The following is an 18,684-nucleotide window of genomic DNA, read 5'->3' as shown; positions in this document are numbered from 1 at the left end:
TTACTAATAACAATTTATTATGTTCGGATCCCATTGTGTTCTCATTTAGGAGTCAACTTAATAATATGTCATAAAATCTTGATAGAAAAAGTAATTAAGCTTACACAACATTGAATCTTGTAATAGACTGATAACTTTGATAATTGAGCGACATTGGCAAACACCTCAAATGTTCATAACTATATCCTTTCCATTGTCGTTTTGATGTTGTTATTTACACAAAGTCACAGCACTTTTAGACCATATCGCTGATGATTTTACGTATACAACTAAGTGAAATTACAGAGAAAATAATCAATTCACCAGTCTTGTCTAACAATATTATTGAAATAAAAATAATTATGATTCAGGTGTTGATTAACTAATTGAAAAATAAACAGCAGATTAGAAAATTGCTAATAAATAAGGTTCAAGAACTTTTGGCTTACCTAAATCGTAAAAATTACAAATTCACTGAATACTAATGTAGAATTAATCTCTTGGTAACAAAATTTACTTTTCTGAACTTCTCGCGGAGATTGTAAAATAGTATTTTTGTACGATATAGTAATTTGTTATAAAACTTTAGATGTCAATAGGTACCTCAAAGAATCTATCTCAGCTTAGTTATGACGATTTATCTTTATCTGAATCTATTTCTCAGACTAATCTCATAGCAGCAGAGCCATCAGGTAATTACGATGTAGCTATAGTTCCTCACCAGTGGGTTCAGGTTTTGGTTGATTGCCCCAAAATACAGGGATTGTATACTTACAGCGTTCCCTCAGAACTATCGGTGCGAGCTGGTGACATTGTTAGCATACCTTTCGGAATGCAGGTAACTAGAGGTATTGCCATTGTCTTGATGACTTCACCACCAGATAATTTGGCTCCTAGTCGAATTCGTCCCGTTGAAGATGTCATCACTTCGGGCTTTTTTTCCGATAGTTACTGGCAATTGCTGGTCAAAATTGCCGGTTATTATTGTACTGATTTAATTAGTGCGATCCGGGTCGCCCTTCCTCCTGGATTACTGGGGCGATCGCAAAGAAGAGTTCGTTTAAATACGGAAGCGCTTCCCCCAGGGGCAGAGGTATTTTGTAGCACTGTTGCCGTCCAAATATTAAAACTGCTACAAAATCAAACAGATGGGAACTATAGTGTTAATTATTTAAAAAAGAAAATTAAGGGTGCTAGTCGAGGTATTCGTGAATTAAGCAAACGAGGCTGGATTGAAAATTATCTCGAACCACCTAAACGAGGAAAACCGAAATTAAAAACTGCTGTTACTTTAGCATTACAAAACTTTGACGAAGATCTGACCCCAAGACAGGCAGAAGTACTACAAATACTCAAAAATCATGGTGGAGAACTATGGCTTCAAGAGCTAATTGATCAATGTCGTACTACTTCGACTACGATAAAAAAACTAGAAACTTTAGGTTGTGTGATTCTTTCGTCAAGAGAAATTTTGCGTCAAGAGCAGGGAGTTTACCAAGAAGCAGATCGACCAAAGGAACTAAATCAGGCACAAGCCGAGGCTTTAAAGGTAATTAATGCTCAACAAAATTATGCTCAAATTCTCTTACATGGGGTGACAGGTTCGGGAAAAACTGAAGTATATCTCCAGGCGATCGCTCCAATTTTAGAGCAGAGAAAATCAGCTTTAGTTTTAGTTCCCGAAATTGGCTTAACTCCACAGTTAACAGACCGTTTTCGCGCTCGTTTTGGGAAGCAAGTATGTGTTTATCATAGTCAACTTTCAGATGGTGAACGCTATGATACCTGGCGACAAACTATTCAAGGAGAACCTCAAGTAGTTATTGGCACACGTTCGGCTATCTTTGCTCCCTTACCTAATTTAGGCTTAATTATCCTGGACGAAGAACATGACTCCAGTTTTAAACAAGATCGACCCATGCCTACTTATCACGCCCGAAAAGTCGCTCAATGGCGTGCCGAATCAGAAAATTGCCCTCTTGTTTTGGGGTCTGCCACACCATCTTTAGAAAGTTTGATTGCAGTTACGACAGTAGAGGCTGTTCGCGAACAGCCCATACAAGAGTTGGGACAAGAATTAACTTCCACATCAACCATCAACCATCAACCATCAACTGAGACTAATAAATCATTTTATTTATCCTTGCCAGAAAGAATTGGTTCTCGCCCACTACCTAAGGTGGAAATAGTCGATTTACGCCAGGAGTTAAGTCGGGGTAATCGCTCTATTTTTAGTCTATCTCTGCAAACGGCGATCGCTGATATGCTCGAACAAGGACAACAGGGTATCTTGTTTATTCCTCGACGGGGACACAGCACTTTTGTATCTTGCCGTAGTTGTGGTTATGTAATGGAATGCCCCGACTGTGATGTATCTCTTTCCTATCACTATGCCCATGAGGGTGCTGCTAAACTGTTACGCTGTCATTATTGTAACCATACCCGTGTGCAGCCAGATATCTGTCCTGAATGTAGTTCGCCCTATCTCAAATTTTTTGGCAGTGGTACACAGAAGGTAACTCAGGAATTAGCCAAATTATTTCCTGAACTCAAATGTATTCGGTTTGATAGTGATACTACTAGGAATAAAGGCGCACATCGACAGTTAATCGATCGCTTTGTCAATAAAGAAGCGGATATTTTAATTGGCACCCAAATGCTGACCAAAGGGTTGGATATTGCTGGAGTTACTTTAGTTGGGATTGTCGCTGCCGATGGATTATTACACCGTAATGATTATCGTGCTGCTGAAAGAGCTTTTCAAACCTTAACTCAGGTTGCCGGTAGAGCGGGAAGAGGTGATTTACCAGGAAAAGTCATTGTTCAAACTTATTCTCCAGAACATCCTGTAATTCAAGCTGTCAAAACTCACGATTATAATAATTTTAGTGCTACAGAACTATCTCACAGAGCAGAACTAAACTATCCTCCCTACGGCAAATTAATCTTAATTAAGCTTAGCAGTATTGAACCCAATGAAGTTCAAAAAGCTGCAGAAACTCTAGCCGATTCATTAATAGATATCTTAGGTGCAGAATACGAAATACTAGGTCCAGCCCCAGCGAGTATTATGCGGGTTGCTCGTCGATATCGTTGGCAAATTCTGATCAAGTTTCCCCAAGTAGCCCAAGTTAATTTACCTGATTCAAATAGCTTGCGATCGCATCTTCCTAAATCTGTCAGTATGACCATTGATGTTGACCCTATCAATATGGACTAAATACACTAAATCTTGTTGGTGTAGGTTAATTAGATCAAGGAAGTAATGAGTAATGAGTAATGATTACTCCCCCAGTCTCCCAGTTAGCCTACATAAAACTCTCAAAGTGCGATCGCACTATGGTAACTCTCGATTCAGCAGTCGGGCGATCGCGCTTTTGATAATATTTACGATATCGTAACTGCTGCTGTAACATCAGTCTGGGTAAAATCGTTCCCCTTAAACAATAAAGGTTGTCCAGAAGTCTTACTAAGAGAGTAAGCAAAACAATCGCCAAAATTTAAACTGGCAGGATGTCTGCCTTTGCCGTAATGCTCAAAAGCATAACGAGCCATTTTTAATTGATTTTCATCAAAATTGACTAAATTAATCGCTGCCTTATATAAAAAGAACTCTAATTCCCTGATTCCAGCTTCTTCTTTTCTTGCTTTGATTATAATTGATATTTCTAATGCAGTTCCCATAGACATGAGACGAACCGAATCAGAGGCTATCGCATTAGTAAAGACAGTTGCTTCTGGCTCTAAATTGAGAATCGCTATAATTGCCGAAGTATCAATAACCATCGTCGTAACCCAAAATTTCCTCTTCAGTTCGGTTATCTAAAGTCGGTAAAGCTTGATATCGTTTAGCAATACTCAATAATTCTTCTTGTAGGGGTACAGAAGTAGTTTGTTTGTTTTTTTCTCTCTCTAATCTTTCAGCTAAAGATTTGATGACAGCTTCTGTGATAGTTTCTCCGGTAATTTCGCTTAATTCTCTAGCCAGTTTATCTGCCTCAGCGTTTTTGATATTAATTGCCATTTCTACATTACAGAATTATTTCTTTATTGTAGATAATTTCTCAATTAAATCAAAGTTGAGTTTTGGTAGTGCGATCGCATTTTCTGGGTTTTTTATTTACTATATTAACGCTGGCTGGATATGGGTCGTTAATCATATGTAGCGTATGCTTTATTGTTTCAGGCTTATGCCAACAATCGGGAAAAGTAAACCAGCCATGATATTCATACATTGATAACTTTTTTGTCTTTATATCCTGTTTATGATTACGATTAGGATATTTATCTGAAAAATTGCTTAATCATTCATTTGCTCTTGTAAATAAGTTTGCAACAAACTATCGAGCTTATCTTCAGGGCAACATTCAATCAATGCTTCAAAGGCTTCGTATAGTTTAGCGGCACTATCGCCTAACATGGGTGTGATTCCCCAGACATCTTCTACCCATTCTTTGGGTGGCTGATCGTCAAAAATCATTCGTTCTAGTAGTTGTTTCGCTTCAGCTTTGGAAAGAGACATAGTTGATTGTGGACTAGATTAACAATCTTTCATTATTAAGCATCATCGGTTGTTAAGCTTAAAAACAAAATTACTTTTACGAACTTCAGAAATGCTTGACACTTTTAGCTGGTCTAATCCTTGGATTATTGCCTTAACTCTAAATTCTATATTATTGATAATTGCATTTATTAGTCCAAAAAAGCTTTTAACCCCTATTGGCAATATAAATGGCGCGATATTAGGGATATTAGTTTGGGGAACTTTGGGCTGGCGTGGCTATTTAGTAGTCATATTTTACTTTGTAGTGGGTTCGGGTCTAACTTTTGTAAGAATGGATCAGAAAGAAGCTGAAGGCATAGCCGAAGAACGTTCGGGAATGAGAGGGGCAGGTAATGTCTGGAGTTCGGCATTAACTGCGACAATCTGTGCGATCGCAACTTTGTTCGTGACATCTCCGATCAAAGAATTATTCATTCTGGGTTATGTCGCCAGCTTCTGTACCAAGCTTTCTGATACTACCGCTAGTGAAGTTGGCAAAGCTTACGGAAAAAGAACTTTTTTGATTACTACTCTTAAACCAGTACCTAGAGGAACAGAGGGAGCAGTCAGTTTAGAGGGGACATTGGCAGGAGCAATTGCTTCTCTAGTCTTAGCTGTAATTGCTTGGGTCATTGGCATGATTAGCTGGGTAGGAATTATTTGGTGTGTAATTGCTGCTTTTATTGCCACTACTATTGAGAGTCTAATTGGTGCAACGCTAGAATCTCAGTTTACTTGGTTAACTAACGATATCGTAAATTTTATTAATACTTTGATTGGGGCGATCGCTGCGATTTCATTAGCATGGCTTGTTCAATAGAGACGAATTCACTTGATAAAGTTGAATCAATTGTTGACTATATACAAACCACAAAATTAAGTTTTTACCTTATTGGCAATGATTGTTTATGGTGTTGGTACATTAAGGACTTTAAGGGTGCATTGGACGCTTAAAGAATTAAATTTGTCTTATACAACTGAAGCAATACAATCGCGATCAAGACAAACTCAAACCTCAAATTATACGGCACTACATCCTGGACAAAAAGTACCGTATTTGCAAGATGGTAATCTAGGCATCTCCGAGAGTGCAGCAATTTGTATTTATTTGGCTGAACGTTATGGTGATGGATCGCTCATGCCTGCAGTTAGTAAATTTGAGCAGCGAGCTAGAGTGTTTCAAGCTTGTTTTTATGCCATGACTGAGCTTGATGCACATACACTCTATATAATTGCCAAGCATGGAGGAAGTTTGAGTTCTTACTATAAGCAATCAAAAGAAGCCATCGAAGTTGCCATTGCTGGATTTAACAAACAAATCTGTGTAGCTGATAAATTAATTAGCAATCAAAATCAATATATCTTAGATCAAGAATTTACCGTTGCTGACATTATTTTGGTTACTTGCTTAATTTCTGCGGTTAGATTAGCTCGGCAGTTCGAGCTTGTAATTCCCAACAAACTAATAAAATATGCTAAAAACATACAAAAGCGAGAAGCTTTTAAACTTGCTATTGTAGAAAATAATCGATGATGTTCTTGGTATTCAGAAAAAATCGATTGCATTTGTATTGCTATCCTCAATAATTTCCTGATTCGAGCAACCATCAGCCCACAACAGAAACATCATCTGCGTTTATATGTAAATATATAATTATCCAAATCCACGTTATTAAAAATACAATTTCGTATCATTGCCTGATGTAACAATCGTTTGTACTGTCCCGAGTTAATCACATAAGAGCCAAAACGTTCTAAGTGAGGGTTTTGCAATTGAGCATCAAATAAAACATATTCTTTACGACGTAAATGTTCTACAAGCTTCACCATCGCCACCTTAGAACCTTCAGTAATTCGATAGAACATCGATTCGCCAATAAATACTCCTTTAATAGCAATACCTAATATGCCCCCTGCAAGTCGATCTCCTTGCCAAGTTTCAAAACTGTGTGCCCAACCCGCTTGATGTAGAGCAAAATAGATCCGTAGCAAATCATCAGAAATCCAGGTAGTATCGCGATCAGCGCATCCCTCACAAACTGCTTTAAAATCACGATTAATTGCTACTGAAAACCGTTCTTGATTTAGTACTCGTTGTAAAGATTTAGGATAACGAAAACGATCATCTAAAGGAATTAGGGTACGCTGACGACTAGAATACCAATCTAGTTGTCCATCATCATCAGACATCAAAAAGTAACCTTGGCTATATCCTTCAATGATTGAATCAATATCAATATTCATACCTTTACTATTATCTATTTCTAGATAGTTGTGTTTAGATTTTAAAAATACTCATATCAAATTATCAGTGATTCATAATTGATAGTTAAGAAGTCCAATATAAATTCAACATAACAAAATAAATCATCATGACAGATTCAGCTGAACCGATTGCCCCAATTACCTTACCTGACATACGACATCCTGACAAAGAAGAAGAATGGCTTAGACAGTCATTACACACCTGGCTGGATGAGGAATTTTTACCTGAAACAGTTAACGCCAAAATAGCCCAAAGAGCGTCAAAAATATTTGTGCGCCAGCGTTTAGAAGGAGAAAACGATCTAGGTTCGTTGGTCATTGCTATTATTGCTGAGATGCGTGCTTTTGATTTTAGTCGCAGTTTTTATAGTGAATTTGCCGTTGCCAATGCTGTAAGTGATTTAATTTTAGATAGCCTAGGGATAGATCGTTGTTGCGGTGAATAATTTCAATAGTCAGTGAGCCATGAGCAAATTTGCCTGGATGAATGATTGGAAAAATCGTACATCAAAAAACATTGATGATGTAACACAGCGTTTAAAACAGCTATTTCCTGTTAATCGCCTTACCGAAAAAGCTGCTGATTGGTTTAGTGTTAGTGACGAAAAAGTAGCGGAAATTTTAACTACCGTTAGAGAAAAATTACCAACTACAGAAGCTTTGTTAATTGGCAAGCCTCAAGCTGGTAAAAGTTCAATTGTACGTGGTTTAACAGGAGTATCAGACGAGATTGTAGGGCAAGGATTTCGTCCTCGTACCCAAAATACGGAAAGATATGCTTACCCTTCGGAAGAGCTACCATTACTAATTTTTACCGATACGGTGGGGTTAGGTGATATTAACCAAAATACTCAAACCATTATTCAAGAATTAGAACAAGAATTGAAACGAGAAAGCCAATGCGCTAGAATTCTAATTCTCACAGTTAAAATCAGCGATTTTGCTACTGACACCCTACGACAGATAGCACAGCAACTAAGACACAATCATCCTGATATTCCCTGTTTATTGGCAGTCACTTGCCTTCATGAAGTCTACCCATCTGACGTGGAAGATCATCCAGAATATCCCCCAGTCTACGAAACTATTAATCGTGCTTTTGAGGCAATTCAAAAAGACTTCGACCAACTTTGTGATCGCGCTATTTTAATCGACTTTACCCTAGAAGAAGATGGCTATAATCCAACGTTTTACGGTTTAGAGGCATTAACTGACGCTTTAGCTGAATTACTTCCAGAAGCAGAATCGCGAACTATTTATCAGCTACTCGATAATAATGCTGGAAATGAATTAGGCAATCTATATCGAGACACTGCTAGACGTTATTTAGTTGCCTTTTCTACTATTGCTGCAACTCTAGCTGCTGTTCCTCTTCCTTTTGCTACTATGCCAGTCTTAACCGCATTACAAATATCTTTAGTAGGGCTGTTGGGCAAACTATACGGGCAAACTTTATCTCCTTCTCAAGCTGGTGGAATTGCCAGTGCGATCGCCGGTGGTTTTTTTGCTCAAGCTATTGGCAGAGAACTAATTAAATTTATTCCTGGCTTTGGTAGTGTCATTGCAGCATCTTGGGCAGCAGCTTACACTTGGTCGCTAGGAGAGGGAGCTTGTGTTTATTTTGGTGATCTCATGGGAGGGAAAAAACCCGATCCTCGTAAAATTCAGTTAGTCATGAAAGAAGCATTTGCCTCAGCTAAAAAACAATTTAAAAACATTAAATAACTTAAAGTTATGGTTTTTTCGATTTTCAAAAAAAATTATCGTGTTTATCCTAAGCGGAGTATGTCTTTTGGTGCAAGACAAAATAAATTAGCCAAAAAAGTTTCGCCGAGGGGGTTGACTTATGAATTTAGAATGAGTATATTGGTAAATGCGCGGTTGAGAGAACAACACCTCCCAGCAACGCCCAGAACCAAGACAAATCAATAGTTTGACGGTTTTTAAAACACAGTACTTTAGGAATTAAAAAAACTTAATTCAATCCCCAAGTAAAAGCAATTTTACTCAGGATAACAAAAAACGAAAAGAGTCAAAAAATCAACTGAATTGATGGATTTGATTCATCATGGAGAGTTTGATCCTGGCTCAGGATGAACGCTGGCGGTATGCCTAACACATGCAAGTCGAACGAAATCTTCGGATTTAGTGGCGGACGGGTGAGTAACGCGTGAGAATCTGCCTTCAGGATGGGGACAACAGGGAGAAATCGCTGCTAATACCCAATATGCCCTCGGGTGAAATATTTATAGCCTGGAGAGGAGCTCGCGTCCGATTAGTTAGTTGGTGGGGTAAAAGCCTACCAAGGCGGCGATCGGTAGCTGGTCTGAGAGGATGAGCAGCCACACTGGGACTGAGACACGGCCCAGACTCCTACGGGAGGCAGCAGTGGGGAATTTTCCGCAATGGGCGAAAGCCTGACGGAGCAATACCGCGTGAGGGAGGAAGGCTTTTGGGTTGTAAACCTCTTTTTTCAAGGAAGAAGAAAGTGACGGTACTTGAAGAATAAGCATCGGCTAACTCCGTGCCAGCAGCCGCGGTAATACGGAGGATGCAAGCGTTATCCGGAATCATTGGGCGTAAAGCGTCCGCAGGTGGCTGTACAAGTCTGCTGTTAAAGACAGAAGCTCAACTTCTGGCAAGCGGTGGAAACTGTTCAGCTAGAGTACGGTAGGGGTTGAGGGAATTCCCAGTGTAGCGGTGAAATGCGTAGATATTGGGAAGAACACCAGTGGCGAAGGCGCTCAACTGGGCCGTAACTGACACTCAGGGACGAAAGCTAGGGTAGCGAAAGGGATTAGATACCCCTGTAGTCTTAGCTGTAAACGATGAACACTAGGCGTTGCTTGTATCGACCCGAGCAGTGCCGTAGCCAACGCGTTAAGTGTTCCGCCTGGGGAGTACGCACGCAAGTGTGAAACTCAAAGGAATTGACGGGGGCCCGCACAAGCGGTGGAGTATGTGGTTTAATTCGATGCAACGCGAAGAACCTTACCAGGACTTGACATCTCGAGAAGGAGGCGTAATAGCTTCTGTGCCTTAGGGAACTCGAAGACAGGTGGTGCATGGCTGTCGTCAGCTCGTGTCGTGAGATGTTGGGTTAAGTCCCGCAACGAGCGCAACCCTCATTCTTAGTTGCCAGCATTAAGTTGGGCACTTTAGGAAGACTGCCGGTGACAAACCGGAGGAAGGTGGGGATGACGTCAAGTCAGCATGCCCCTTACGTTCTGGGCTACACACGTACTACAATGGTGGGGACAAAGGGCAGCAAGCGAGCGATCGTAAGCGAATCTCAGCAAACCCCGCCTCAGTTCAGATTGCAGGCTGCAACTCGCCTGCATGAAGGAGGAATCGCTAGTAATCGCAGGTCAGCATACTGCGGTGAATTCGTTCCCGGGCCTTGTACACACCGCCCGTCACACCATGGAAGTTGGCCACGCCCGAAGTCGTTACCCTAACCGCTTATGTGGAGGGGGATGCCGAAGGCAGGGCTGGTGACTAGGGTGAAGTCGTAACAAGGTAGCCGTACCGGAAGGTGTGGCTGGATCACCTCCTTATAGGGAGACCAAAGCCGTGAAGCGAAGACGATTATATAGGTCTCGTTATCACAGGTCAAACCAAAGGTCGATTCCTCAAGTAATTTGTGAAAAACTGTCAAACTGATTGTTCTGGTTCTAGCTCAAACTAGACCAAGATAAGGGCTATTAGCTCAGGTGGTTAGAGCGCACCCCTGATAAGGGTGAGGTCCCTGGTTCAAGTCCAGGATGGCCCACCACAAAATTAAATTCGGAGTTCGGAATTAGAAGTTCGGAGTTTAAAGGAGTTTGGGGGTATAGCTCAGTTGGTAGAGCGCCTGCTTTGCAAGCAGGATGTCAGCGGTTCAAGTCCGCTTACCTCCACCAGAGAAAAAAAAGACCAAGAGTCTAAATAAAGAGATTAAAATTCAGCACTATCATGAATTGCCGAGGCAACAAATGAGGATGCTGGACTTTAAAGAGTTCAGAGGTGAACCTTGAAAACTGCATAATATCTAGAAGAAGTAAGCAGATTCAATTGTCGAAAGACGAAAGAAAAAGTTTATTTGTGATAGAGCCAAAAAAGAACTAAGTAATTAGGTCAAAAAACTAAGACGACAAGTTTGACTTGTCAGAAAAGTCCAAGGTGTAAAAACCTAGAAGTAGAGAAAAGAGAGTATCGAGCAGAAATGCTCAATACAAGGTCAAGCTACAAAGGGCTAACGGTGGATACCTAGGTACACAAAGGCGAAGAAGGACGTGGTGACCGACGAAATGCCTCGGGGAGCTGGAAACAAGCAATGAGCCGAGGGTGTCCGAATGGGGCAACCTGTATGAACGACCTGCTGAATATATAGGCAGGAGCGAGCGAACTCAGCCAACTGAAACATCTTAGTAGCTGAAGGAAGAGAAAGCAAAAGCGATTTCCTTAGTAGCGGCGAGCGAAGCGGAAACAGCCTAAACCACCGACTAAGGTCGGTGGGGTAGTGGGACAGTCGGACGGACTATGAAAGTTAGACGAAGCAGTTGAAAGCTGCACCAGAGGAGGTGAAAGTCCTGTAGTCGAAAACGGAAGTAGCCAGACTGAATCCCGAGTAGCACGGAGCCCGTGGAATTCCGTGTGAATCAGCGAGGACCACCTCGTAAGGCTAAATACTAATGTGTAACCGATAGCGAATAGTACCGCGAGGGAAAGGTGAAAAGAACCCCAGCGAGGGGAGTGAAATAGAACATGAAACCGTTAGCCTACAAGCAATTAGAGCACGATTGAACGTGTGATAGTGTGCCTGTTGAAGAATGAGCCGGCGACTTACAGGTAGTGGCAGGTTAAGGAGTCATATCCGAAGCCAAAGTGAAAGCGAGCCTGACAAGGGCGGTCTGAGTCACTATTTGTAGACCCGAACCCGGGTGATCTAACCATGTCCAGGATGAAGCTTGGGTAAAGCCAAGTGGAGGTCCGAACCGACTGGCGTTGAAAAGCCAGCGGATGAGGTGTGGTTAGGGGTGAAATGCCAATCGAACCCGGAGCTAGCTGGTTCTCCTCGAAATGCGTTTAGGCGCAGCGGTAAGTTATCTCATTAGGGGGTAAAGCACTGTTTCGCTGCGGGCTGCGAGAGCGGTACCAAAGTGAGACAAACTCAGAATACCTAATGAAATTTTACCAGTGAGACGGTGGGGGATAAGCTTCATCGTCGAAAGGGAAACAGCCCAGACCACCAGCTAAGGTCCCCAAGTACACACTAAGTGAGAAAGGAGGTGGGAGTGCATAGACAACCAGGAGGTTTGCTTAGAAGCAGCAATCCTTGAAAGAGTGCGTAATAGCTCACTGGTCTAGCGCTCCTGCGCCGAAAATGAACGGGGCTAAGTGTGTCACCGAAGCTGTGGACTATAGATTTATCTGTAGTGGTAGAGGAGCGTTCTGTATGGGGAGAAGCATTAGCGGCAAGCAGATGTGGACGGTACAGAAGTGAGAATGTCGGCTTAAGTAGCGAAAATATATGTGAGAATCATATACCCCGAAAGCCCAAGGGTTTCTCCGGAAGGCTCGTCCGCGGAGAGTTAGTCGGGACCTAAGGCAAGGCCGAAAGGCGTAGTCGATGGACACAGGGTGAATATTCCCTGACTATTCTGTGGGAGCAATAGACGGGACGCATGAAAAATAACCACGCCCTGATTGGATTGGGAGGAGTCTAAGGACTCTGTGTGGTAAAGCTAGTGCCAAGAAAAGCGTTTGTTGTGTTGAAATCAGAGTACCCGTACCCGAAACCGACACAGGTGGGCAGGTAGAGAATACTAAGGGGCGCGAGATAACTCTCTCTAAGGAACTCGGCAAAATGACCCCGTAACTTCGGGAGAAGGGGTGCCACCGAGAGGTGGTTGCAATAAAGAGGCCCAGGCGACTGTTTACCAAAAACATAGGTCTCTGCGAACTCGAAAGAGGATGTATAGGGGCTGACGCCTGCCCAGTGCCGGAAGGTTAAGGAAGTTGGTCAGTGTTTAGGCATGAAGCTAGCGACCGAAGCCCCGGTGAACGGCGGCCGTAACTATAACGGTCCTAAGGTAGCGAAATTCCTTGTCGGGTAAGTTCCGACCCGCACGAAAGGCGTAACGATCTGGGCGCTGTCTCGGAGAGAGGCTCGGCGAAATAGGATTGTCTGTGAAGATACGGACTACCTACACTTGGACAGAAAGACCCTATGAAGCTTTACTATAGCCTGGAATTGGGTTCGGGTTTTCCTTGCGCAGAATAGGTGGGAGGCGTGGAGAGCAGTCTTGTGGGATTGCAGGAGCCGCAATGTGAGATACCACTCTAGGGAGACTAGAATTCTAACTTAAGCCCGTCAGCCGGGAGAAGAACAGTTTCAGGTGGGTAGTTTGACTGGGGCGGTCGCCTCCAAAAAGGTAACGGAGGCGCACAAAGGTTCCCTCAGGCTGGATGGAAATCAGCCACAGAGTGTAAAGGCAGAAGGGAGCTTGACTGCGAGAGAGACAACTCAAGCAGGGTGGAAACACGGTCTTAGTGATCCGACGGTGCTGCGTGGAAAGGCCGTCGCTCAACGGATAAAAGTTACTCTAGGGATAACAGGCTGATCTCCCCCAAGAGTTCACATCGACGGGGAGGTTTGGCACCTCGATGTCGGCTCATCGCAACCTGGGGCTGAAGTAGGTCCCAAGGGTTGGGCTGTTCGCCCATTAAAGCGGTACGTGAGCTGGGTTCAGAACGTCGTGAGACAGTTCGGTCCATATCCGGTGTAGGCGCAAGAGTATTGAGAGGAGTCTTCCTTAGTACGAGAGGACCGGGAAGAACGCACCGCTGGTGTACCAGTTATCGTGCCAACGGTAGACGCTGGGTAGCCAAGTGCGGAGAGGATAACCGCTGAAAGCATCTAAGTGGGAAGCCCACCTCAAGATGAGTACTCTCATGGCAATTGCCAGTAAGGTCACGGGAAGAACACCCGTTAATAGGCGTTAGGTGGAAGAGCAGCAATGTTTGCAGCCGAGGCGTGCTAACAGACCGAGGGCTTGACCAACTTCAACTCGACTAGACCATTAATAATTACTACTATTCTGATTTGGACTTGAATCATCTAGATTTATGCAGTCTTGAGGGTTGATCTACAGTAAAACCCAGACAGTATTCCTGGTGCTTTTAGCGCAGTGGAACCACTTCGACTCCATCCCGAACTCGACGGTGAAACTCTGTAGCGGCGAAGATACTCGGAGGGTAGCCTCCCGGAAAAATAGCTCAGTGCCAGGTTCATTCTTCTAACCACAAAACCTCCTACTCGAATTAGTTCGTAGGGGGTTTTGTTATTTGCAATTTCTTATTAGTTTAAGTCTACTCTATGGGTTTTTCCTGCAACAGCAACGCGATCGCCAGTAACTAATTTACGCCCTCGTCTAATCTCTTCTTTCCCGTTTACCTCTACTTGTCCTTCTCTAATGATAATTTTGGCTTCTCCTCCAGTTTGGGTAATTCCCTGCAATTTAAGAAACTGATCGAGTTTAATATATGCTCGTTGTGATAAGTTTTTCATGCTTTAGTGCGGTAAAAATACTGGTAAACTTCTGTAAATCCTAATTTATTGTATAAATTTATTGCCTTTAGATTCTTGGCTTCTACTTGAACATAGGCGTGAGTAGCCCCTTTACTTTGTCCCCAATTCAACAGAGTTGAGATTAGTTGCTCAGCGTGTCCTTTACGACGTTGTTTTTTCGCAGTAATAATAAAAAAAAGTCCTAAATAATTATTTTCTAAAACCCCTAAGCCACAACTACAAAATTGATATCTATATTTCAACCAAGCGTAACAAGTTTGAGTAGGAATAATCTGCAATATAGTAGAGAGAGTTTCCCAATGCTGTATTGGTAGACTGGCGGCATGAACAAAATGATCTAGCCACTCTTCGGATAATTCATTATTCAGAGTAACCGAGCGATCGCCACGTCTAATCGTTAGGTAATCATTGTGTAATGCATTGCCGGCGGTTATAGTCTTAACTTGAACGCTAATATTACAGTATTTTTGATATCCTAATTTTTCTAAAGTTTGATCTAAAGTTCTTGATTGGGAAATGTTTGTCAGTCGAAAAATTGGTTTGAGGTTAAAACTCTGGTAGACCTGCTCGCAGCGGTAGATTTTCTGGGTTAGATCCTCTGAACTAGGATATAGAGGAGTAACTGAATTAGCTCGTTTAGTGTATCCCTCAGCAAAGCGTAAAATCCAGCCATCGTACAAAATTTGTTGTAGAGATGGTAAGGCATTGAGAGATAATTCTTCTAAAATCTGAATTTTATTAAAATGTTGAACGTTCACTATTTACTGCTTACTCTTAACTGATAGTGTTACCCTTTTATTGAAGTCTAAGTACATGCACTGATGAGTGACAATCAAGAGCAAATTGTTGAGCAACTTACGGCACAATTATCTGCAATTCAACAGCAGTTAAGCCAACTTTCCAGCCGTTTTGATAACTTAGAAGATAATCTGGGGAAGTTATCTAGTTTACCAGCCAAAATTACTCAACTAGAAGATGATTTAATGTTACTCGGCGATCGCTATCGTTATCAAAATCTTCAGCAATATTTAGCAGAGAGCAATTGGTTTGAAGCAGATAAAGAAACCATCAGATTAGTTTTATCCGTAACAGCCAAAGAGATTGAAGAGTTGACTCCGGAAGATATTAGACATTTTCCCTGTAATGATTTGATGGTGATTGATCGCCTCTGGATGAAATACAGTGATGGTCGTTTCGGTTTTAGTCCTCAATTACAAACATATCAGGAAGTTGGAGGCTCATTGGATACTACGATAGAACAAAATCAACAGCTAATAGAAACTTGGGGTGAAAAGCTGGGATGGCGTAAAGATAAACGTTGGCTTCCCTGTAATGAATTGGATTTTAGCCTCAATGCTCCACTGGGCTGTCATCCTTCTCGTTGGTGGAATTCTCCTTATGGCTCGAAAATGACCAATTTCTTTTTAGGTCGTTTAATAGCTTGCAATATCTGAATTTTAGATAGAGAATCCAAATTAGCTCAAAATTTAAGATAACCCCCTTCTAAGTTACCTGTCCTAGTAATTATTAAACTCGTCTACACAACTACTTCAGCTATCCATTCTCATATCAACGTTTCTTAGTGCAAGATCTGAGTATATTAATCAACATTGATCCCTCAAAATAATCTTGATGACCTACTAGATTGTTAATCATCACTGACATCATGGCTAATCTCTCTTTGGATAACAGTTTAACCACCGTAATTATTATTTTTACGGTTAAACCTGAACAACAGTTAGAACTTATTGACGCAATTAAAGAATTTCTCGAAACCGTCAAAACTCAACCAGGCTTTGTTTCAGCTAATCTACATAAAAGTACTGACGGAGTAAAAGTTGCCAACTACGCTCAGTGGAAAAATATAGAGACTTTCGAAGCTTTTAGAAGTAACCAAGATATACAGACAAAAGCTGCTAAACTATTTGAATTTGATACTCCAGATTCCCATGTCTACGAAATAGTTACTTCAGAATCTAAAGTCGGAACCCCTGAGATAAAAACAGGAGAATATGTTGTCCACTTTGCTGAATTTAGTATGCAACCTGAAAATCAACCTAAAATGGTTGAACTAGCCAAAGAACACATCAAACCAGCAATGGAACAACCTGGTTTGCTCTCCGCCACTTTTCACCGCAGCTTAGATGGTACTCGCGTAATTAACTATGGACAGTGGGAAAATCAACAAGCTATTGAAGAACTAGTTAAAAAGCCAGGCTTTAGTAAAGCAGCACCCTACTGGGAAGGCATCGCCGACAACGAATATCACCTCTACGAAGTAGTTCATACCGTTCACTCCTAAAAATATCTTTGTTTCCTAATTCCTGATCTCTCATATCCTATTCTTTAACAATGGCAAAACCAACGATCCTCACTATCGATGATGATTTAGAAGTATTACAAGCGATCGCGCGTGATTTGAGAAAACAATATGGCGATCGCTTTCGGATTGTGCGAGCCAACTCTGGGGCATCGGCAATTGAGACCTTAGAACAGCTGAAGGTACGAAATGAAACAGTAGCTTTGTTTCTCACTGACCAAAGAATGCCCGAAATGAATGGGGTAGAATTTGTAGAAAAAGCGGCACCGATGTTTCCCGAAGCCAAAAAGGTTTTGCTGACTGCTTATGCGGATACGGATGCGGCAATTAGAGCTATTAATACAGCTCGACTTGATTATTATCTTCTCAAGCCCTGGGATCCTCCCGAAGAAAAGTTATATCCTGTTTTAGATGATTTATTAGAAGATTGGTTAGCCGTCTATCGTCCTACATTTGAAGGCATTAGAGTTATTGGCGATCGCTGGTCGCCCTGTTCCCATAATGTAAAAGACTTTTTAGCACGTAATCAAATTCCCTATCAGTGGATGGATGTGGAAGTTGAACCAGAAGCCAATAAGTTAATTGAATACGTTGCCCATAATAGCACGCAGCCTAAATTACCTTTAGTGTTATTTGCTAATGGCGATAAATTAGAACAGCCTAGCAACCTAGAAGTAGCGGAAAAGATCGGGCTACAAACTCAAGCCGAAAAACCCTTTTATGATTTGGTCATCGTCGGAGGAGGTCCCGCAGGTTTGGCGGCTGCAGTATATGGTGCCTCAGAAGGATTGAGTACAGTAATGATTGAACGTTCTGCACCAGGAGGGCAAGCCGGCTCTAGTTCTCGCATTGAAAATTATCTTGGTTTTCCAGTGGGCTTAAGTGGAGACGATCTCGCTAGAAGAGGTGTTACTCAAGCAAAAAGATTTGGAGTAGAAATCCTTACTCCCCAGGAGGTTGTCGGGGTCAAGGTAGATGATCCCTATCGGATCGTGAAACTAGCTGATGGTAGCGAAATCAACTGCCATGCTTTGTTATTGGCCACAGGGGTATATTGGCGTAGATTAACTCTCCCAGGATGCGATCGCCTAACAGGTAGGGGGATCTACTACGGTGCAGCTAAAACCGAAGCTTTGTCTTGCCAAGATGAACATATTTATTTAGTTGGTGGGGCAAATTCGGCGGGACAAGCAGCAATGTATTTTTCTAAATATGCAGCTCAGGTAACAATGCTGGTCCGTGGAGAATCTTTAACTAAAAGTATGTCTCAATATCTCATCGATCAGATTGATGCTACCGATAACATCAAAGTACTAACCCATACCGAAGTTACCGCAGTACATGGTGAAAACAGTCTGACAGGACTAACTCTGTTACAAAATCAGACAGGAAAAACCGAACAGGTAGAAACCAATTCTTTGTTTATCTTTATTGGAGCCAAACCCGAAACAGATTGGTTAGATGGAATAGTAGCCAAAGATCAACGGGGCTTTATCTATGCTGGAGCAGACTTGAAAAAAAGCACAGATTTTCGCGGTTGGAATCGCGATCGCGAGCCTTTCTTATTAGAAACAAGTGTTCCCGGTATCTTTGTGGCGGGAGATGTGCGACACAACTCAGTTAAACGGGTAGCTTCTGGAGTAGGGGAAGGGTCAATCGCTATTATGTTTGTTCACCGCTACCTAGCCGAAGTTGGGGCGTAAATTCTCATTTGTAAATGTACACTGATAAATAATTTAATTTCTTGCTGATGCTTTTTCTGTCGATAAAAGAAATAAAATGGCACTCTTGTGTTAGATAAATTACAGTTTTCAAGCTAGTTTTTATCGACAAAATATAAAATACTAATATTATTAACAAACTTCAAATATTTTGTCGATATATAATAATCATCTTTGATCTTTGTACTTTTAAATACAGAATTAATGTTGGCGAATATTATATATCTAAGCCATGATATAAGTATTTACCTAATAAAAATAATAATTACGGAAATATATTTCT

15 protein-coding genes, 2 tRNA genes and 3 rRNA genes are annotated in these 18,684 nt (G+C 41.6%); 13 read left to right on the top strand and 7 right to left on the bottom strand.

Annotated features, from left to right (window positions below):
* Positions 1-568 precede the first annotated feature (568 nt).
* The gene (gene priA / locus PLEUR7319_RS0126495; protein ID WP_019508254.1) at positions 569-3,199 is read left to right on the top strand and encodes a primosomal protein N'; all 2,631 of its coding nucleotides are present in this window, start codon (positions 569-571) and stop codon (positions 3,197-3,199) included.
* A gap of 167 nt (positions 3,200-3,366) precedes the next feature.
* On the opposite strand, the gene PLEUR7319_RS0126490 is transcribed toward priA, so the two are convergent.
* The 4 genes from PLEUR7319_RS0126490 to PLEUR7319_RS0126480 form a co-directional block, all read right to left on the bottom strand.
* Positions 3,367-3,765 (bottom strand): type II toxin-antitoxin system VapC family toxin, encoded by a 399-nt coding sequence (locus PLEUR7319_RS0126490; RefSeq protein ID WP_019508253.1) that lies wholly within the window; start codon positions 3,763-3,765, stop codon positions 3,367-3,369.
* Complete coding sequence (locus PLEUR7319_RS0126485; RefSeq protein ID WP_019508252.1) at positions 3,755-4,003, bottom strand: type II toxin-antitoxin system VapB family antitoxin; 249 nt, start codon at positions 4,001-4,003, stop codon at positions 3,755-3,757. Before PLEUR7319_RS0126485 ends, PLEUR7319_RS0126490 begins: the two co-directional genes overlap by 11 nt.
* 49 nt (positions 4,004-4,052) lie before the next feature.
* Positions 4,053-4,214 (bottom strand): hypothetical protein, encoded by a 162-nt coding sequence (locus tag PLEUR7319_RS42890; RefSeq protein WP_237743621.1) that lies wholly within the window; start codon positions 4,212-4,214, stop codon positions 4,053-4,055.
* 65 nt (positions 4,215-4,279) lie between these two features.
* Entirely contained in the window at positions 4,280-4,501 is a 222-nt protein-coding gene (locus PLEUR7319_RS0126480; protein ID WP_019508251.1) for a hypothetical protein, read from the bottom strand.
* 91 nt (positions 4,502-4,592) lie between these two features.
* On the opposite strand from PLEUR7319_RS0126480, the gene PLEUR7319_RS0126475 reads away from it, so the two are divergent.
* Positions 4,593-5,342: a TIGR00297 family protein gene (locus tag PLEUR7319_RS0126475; protein WP_026102798.1), complete on the top strand. Its 750-nt coding sequence runs from the start codon at positions 4,593-4,595 to the stop codon at positions 5,340-5,342.
* 78 nt (positions 5,343-5,420) lie between these two features.
* Complete coding sequence (locus PLEUR7319_RS0126470; protein WP_019508249.1) at positions 5,421-6,056, top strand: glutathione S-transferase family protein; 636 nt, start codon at positions 5,421-5,423, stop codon at positions 6,054-6,056.
* 92 nt (positions 6,057-6,148) lie between these two features.
* On the opposite strand, the gene aat is transcribed toward PLEUR7319_RS0126470, so the two are convergent.
* Positions 6,149-6,766, bottom strand: a complete 618-nt coding sequence (gene aat, locus PLEUR7319_RS36790; protein WP_019508248.1) for a leucyl/phenylalanyl-tRNA--protein transferase — start codon at positions 6,764-6,766, stop codon at positions 6,149-6,151.
* Between the two features lie 128 nt (positions 6,767-6,894).
* Here aat and PLEUR7319_RS0126460 point away from each other — a divergent pair, with 128 nt between their 5' ends.
* The 7 genes from PLEUR7319_RS0126460 to rrf all read left to right on the top strand — a co-directional run bounded on the left by PLEUR7319_RS0126460 (position 6,895) and on the right by rrf (position 14,059).
* Positions 6,895-7,233, top strand: a complete 339-nt coding sequence (locus PLEUR7319_RS0126460; protein ID WP_019508247.1) for a hypothetical protein — start codon at positions 6,895-6,897, stop codon at positions 7,231-7,233.
* Between the two features lie 37 nt (positions 7,234-7,270).
* Complete coding sequence (locus PLEUR7319_RS0126455) at positions 7,271-8,512, top strand: GTPase (RefSeq protein ID WP_019508246.1); 1,242 nt, start codon at positions 7,271-7,273, stop codon at positions 8,510-8,512.
* Between the two features lie 340 nt (positions 8,513-8,852).
* Positions 8,853-10,344: ribosomal RNA gene (locus tag PLEUR7319_RS0126450) — 16S ribosomal RNA — on the top strand.
* A 141-nt stretch (positions 10,345-10,485) separates the two neighbouring features.
* A tRNA-Ile gene (locus PLEUR7319_RS0126445) sits at positions 10,486-10,562 on the top strand.
* A 51-nt stretch (positions 10,563-10,613) separates the two neighbouring features.
* Positions 10,614-10,689: transfer RNA gene (locus tag PLEUR7319_RS0126440), tRNA-Ala, on the top strand.
* A gap of 315 nt (positions 10,690-11,004) precedes the next feature.
* A 23S ribosomal RNA gene (locus PLEUR7319_RS0126435) occupies positions 11,005-13,832 on the top strand.
* Between the two features lie 109 nt (positions 13,833-13,941).
* Positions 13,942-14,059, top strand: a 5S ribosomal RNA gene (gene rrf / locus PLEUR7319_RS0126430).
* The 16S, 23S and 5S rRNA genes sit together here with 2 tRNA genes alongside, the layout of an rRNA operon.
* A gap of 70 nt (positions 14,060-14,129) precedes the next feature.
* Here the strand turns inward: rrf and PLEUR7319_RS0126425 are convergent.
* Both PLEUR7319_RS0126425 and PLEUR7319_RS0126420 read right to left on the bottom strand, forming a co-directional pair.
* Positions 14,130-14,339 carry an RNA-binding S4 domain-containing protein gene (locus PLEUR7319_RS0126425; protein ID WP_019508245.1) on the bottom strand — a complete coding sequence of 70 codons (210 nt, stop codon included), beginning with the start codon at positions 14,337-14,339 and terminating at the stop codon, positions 14,130-14,132.
* Positions 14,336-15,118 (bottom strand): N-acetyltransferase, encoded by a 783-nt coding sequence (locus PLEUR7319_RS0126420; protein ID WP_019508244.1) that lies wholly within the window; start codon positions 15,116-15,118, stop codon positions 14,336-14,338. The genes PLEUR7319_RS0126425 and PLEUR7319_RS0126420 overlap by 4 nt, the downstream gene beginning before the upstream one ends.
* Before the next feature lie 63 nt (positions 15,119-15,181).
* Here PLEUR7319_RS0126420 and PLEUR7319_RS0126415 point away from each other — a divergent pair, with 63 nt between their 5' ends.
* The 3 genes from PLEUR7319_RS0126415 (at position 15,182) to PLEUR7319_RS0126405 (ending at position 18,383) form a co-directional block, all read left to right on the top strand.
* Positions 15,182-15,814 (top strand): GUN4 domain-containing protein, encoded by a 633-nt coding sequence (locus PLEUR7319_RS0126415; RefSeq protein ID WP_019508243.1) that lies wholly within the window; start codon positions 15,182-15,184, stop codon positions 15,812-15,814.
* Positions 15,815-16,026: 212 nt separating this feature from the next.
* On the top strand, positions 16,027-16,662 hold the full coding sequence (locus tag PLEUR7319_RS0126410; RefSeq protein WP_019508242.1) for an antibiotic biosynthesis monooxygenase: 636 nt from the start codon (positions 16,027-16,029) through the stop codon (positions 16,660-16,662).
* 50 nt (positions 16,663-16,712) lie between these two features.
* Positions 16,713-18,383 (top strand): response regulator, encoded by a 1,671-nt coding sequence (locus PLEUR7319_RS0126405; RefSeq protein ID WP_019508241.1) that lies wholly within the window; start codon positions 16,713-16,715, stop codon positions 18,381-18,383.
* Positions 18,384-18,684: the final 301 nt, after the last annotated feature.

Source organism: Pleurocapsa sp. PCC 7319 (genome assembly GCF_000332195.1).
In the GTDB taxonomy this organism is placed as follows: Bacteria; Cyanobacteriota; Cyanobacteriia; order Cyanobacteriales; family Xenococcaceae; genus Waterburya.
The sequence above is the reverse complement of the archived record's forward strand: the minus strand, read 5'-3'. Positions and strand labels throughout refer to the sequence as shown.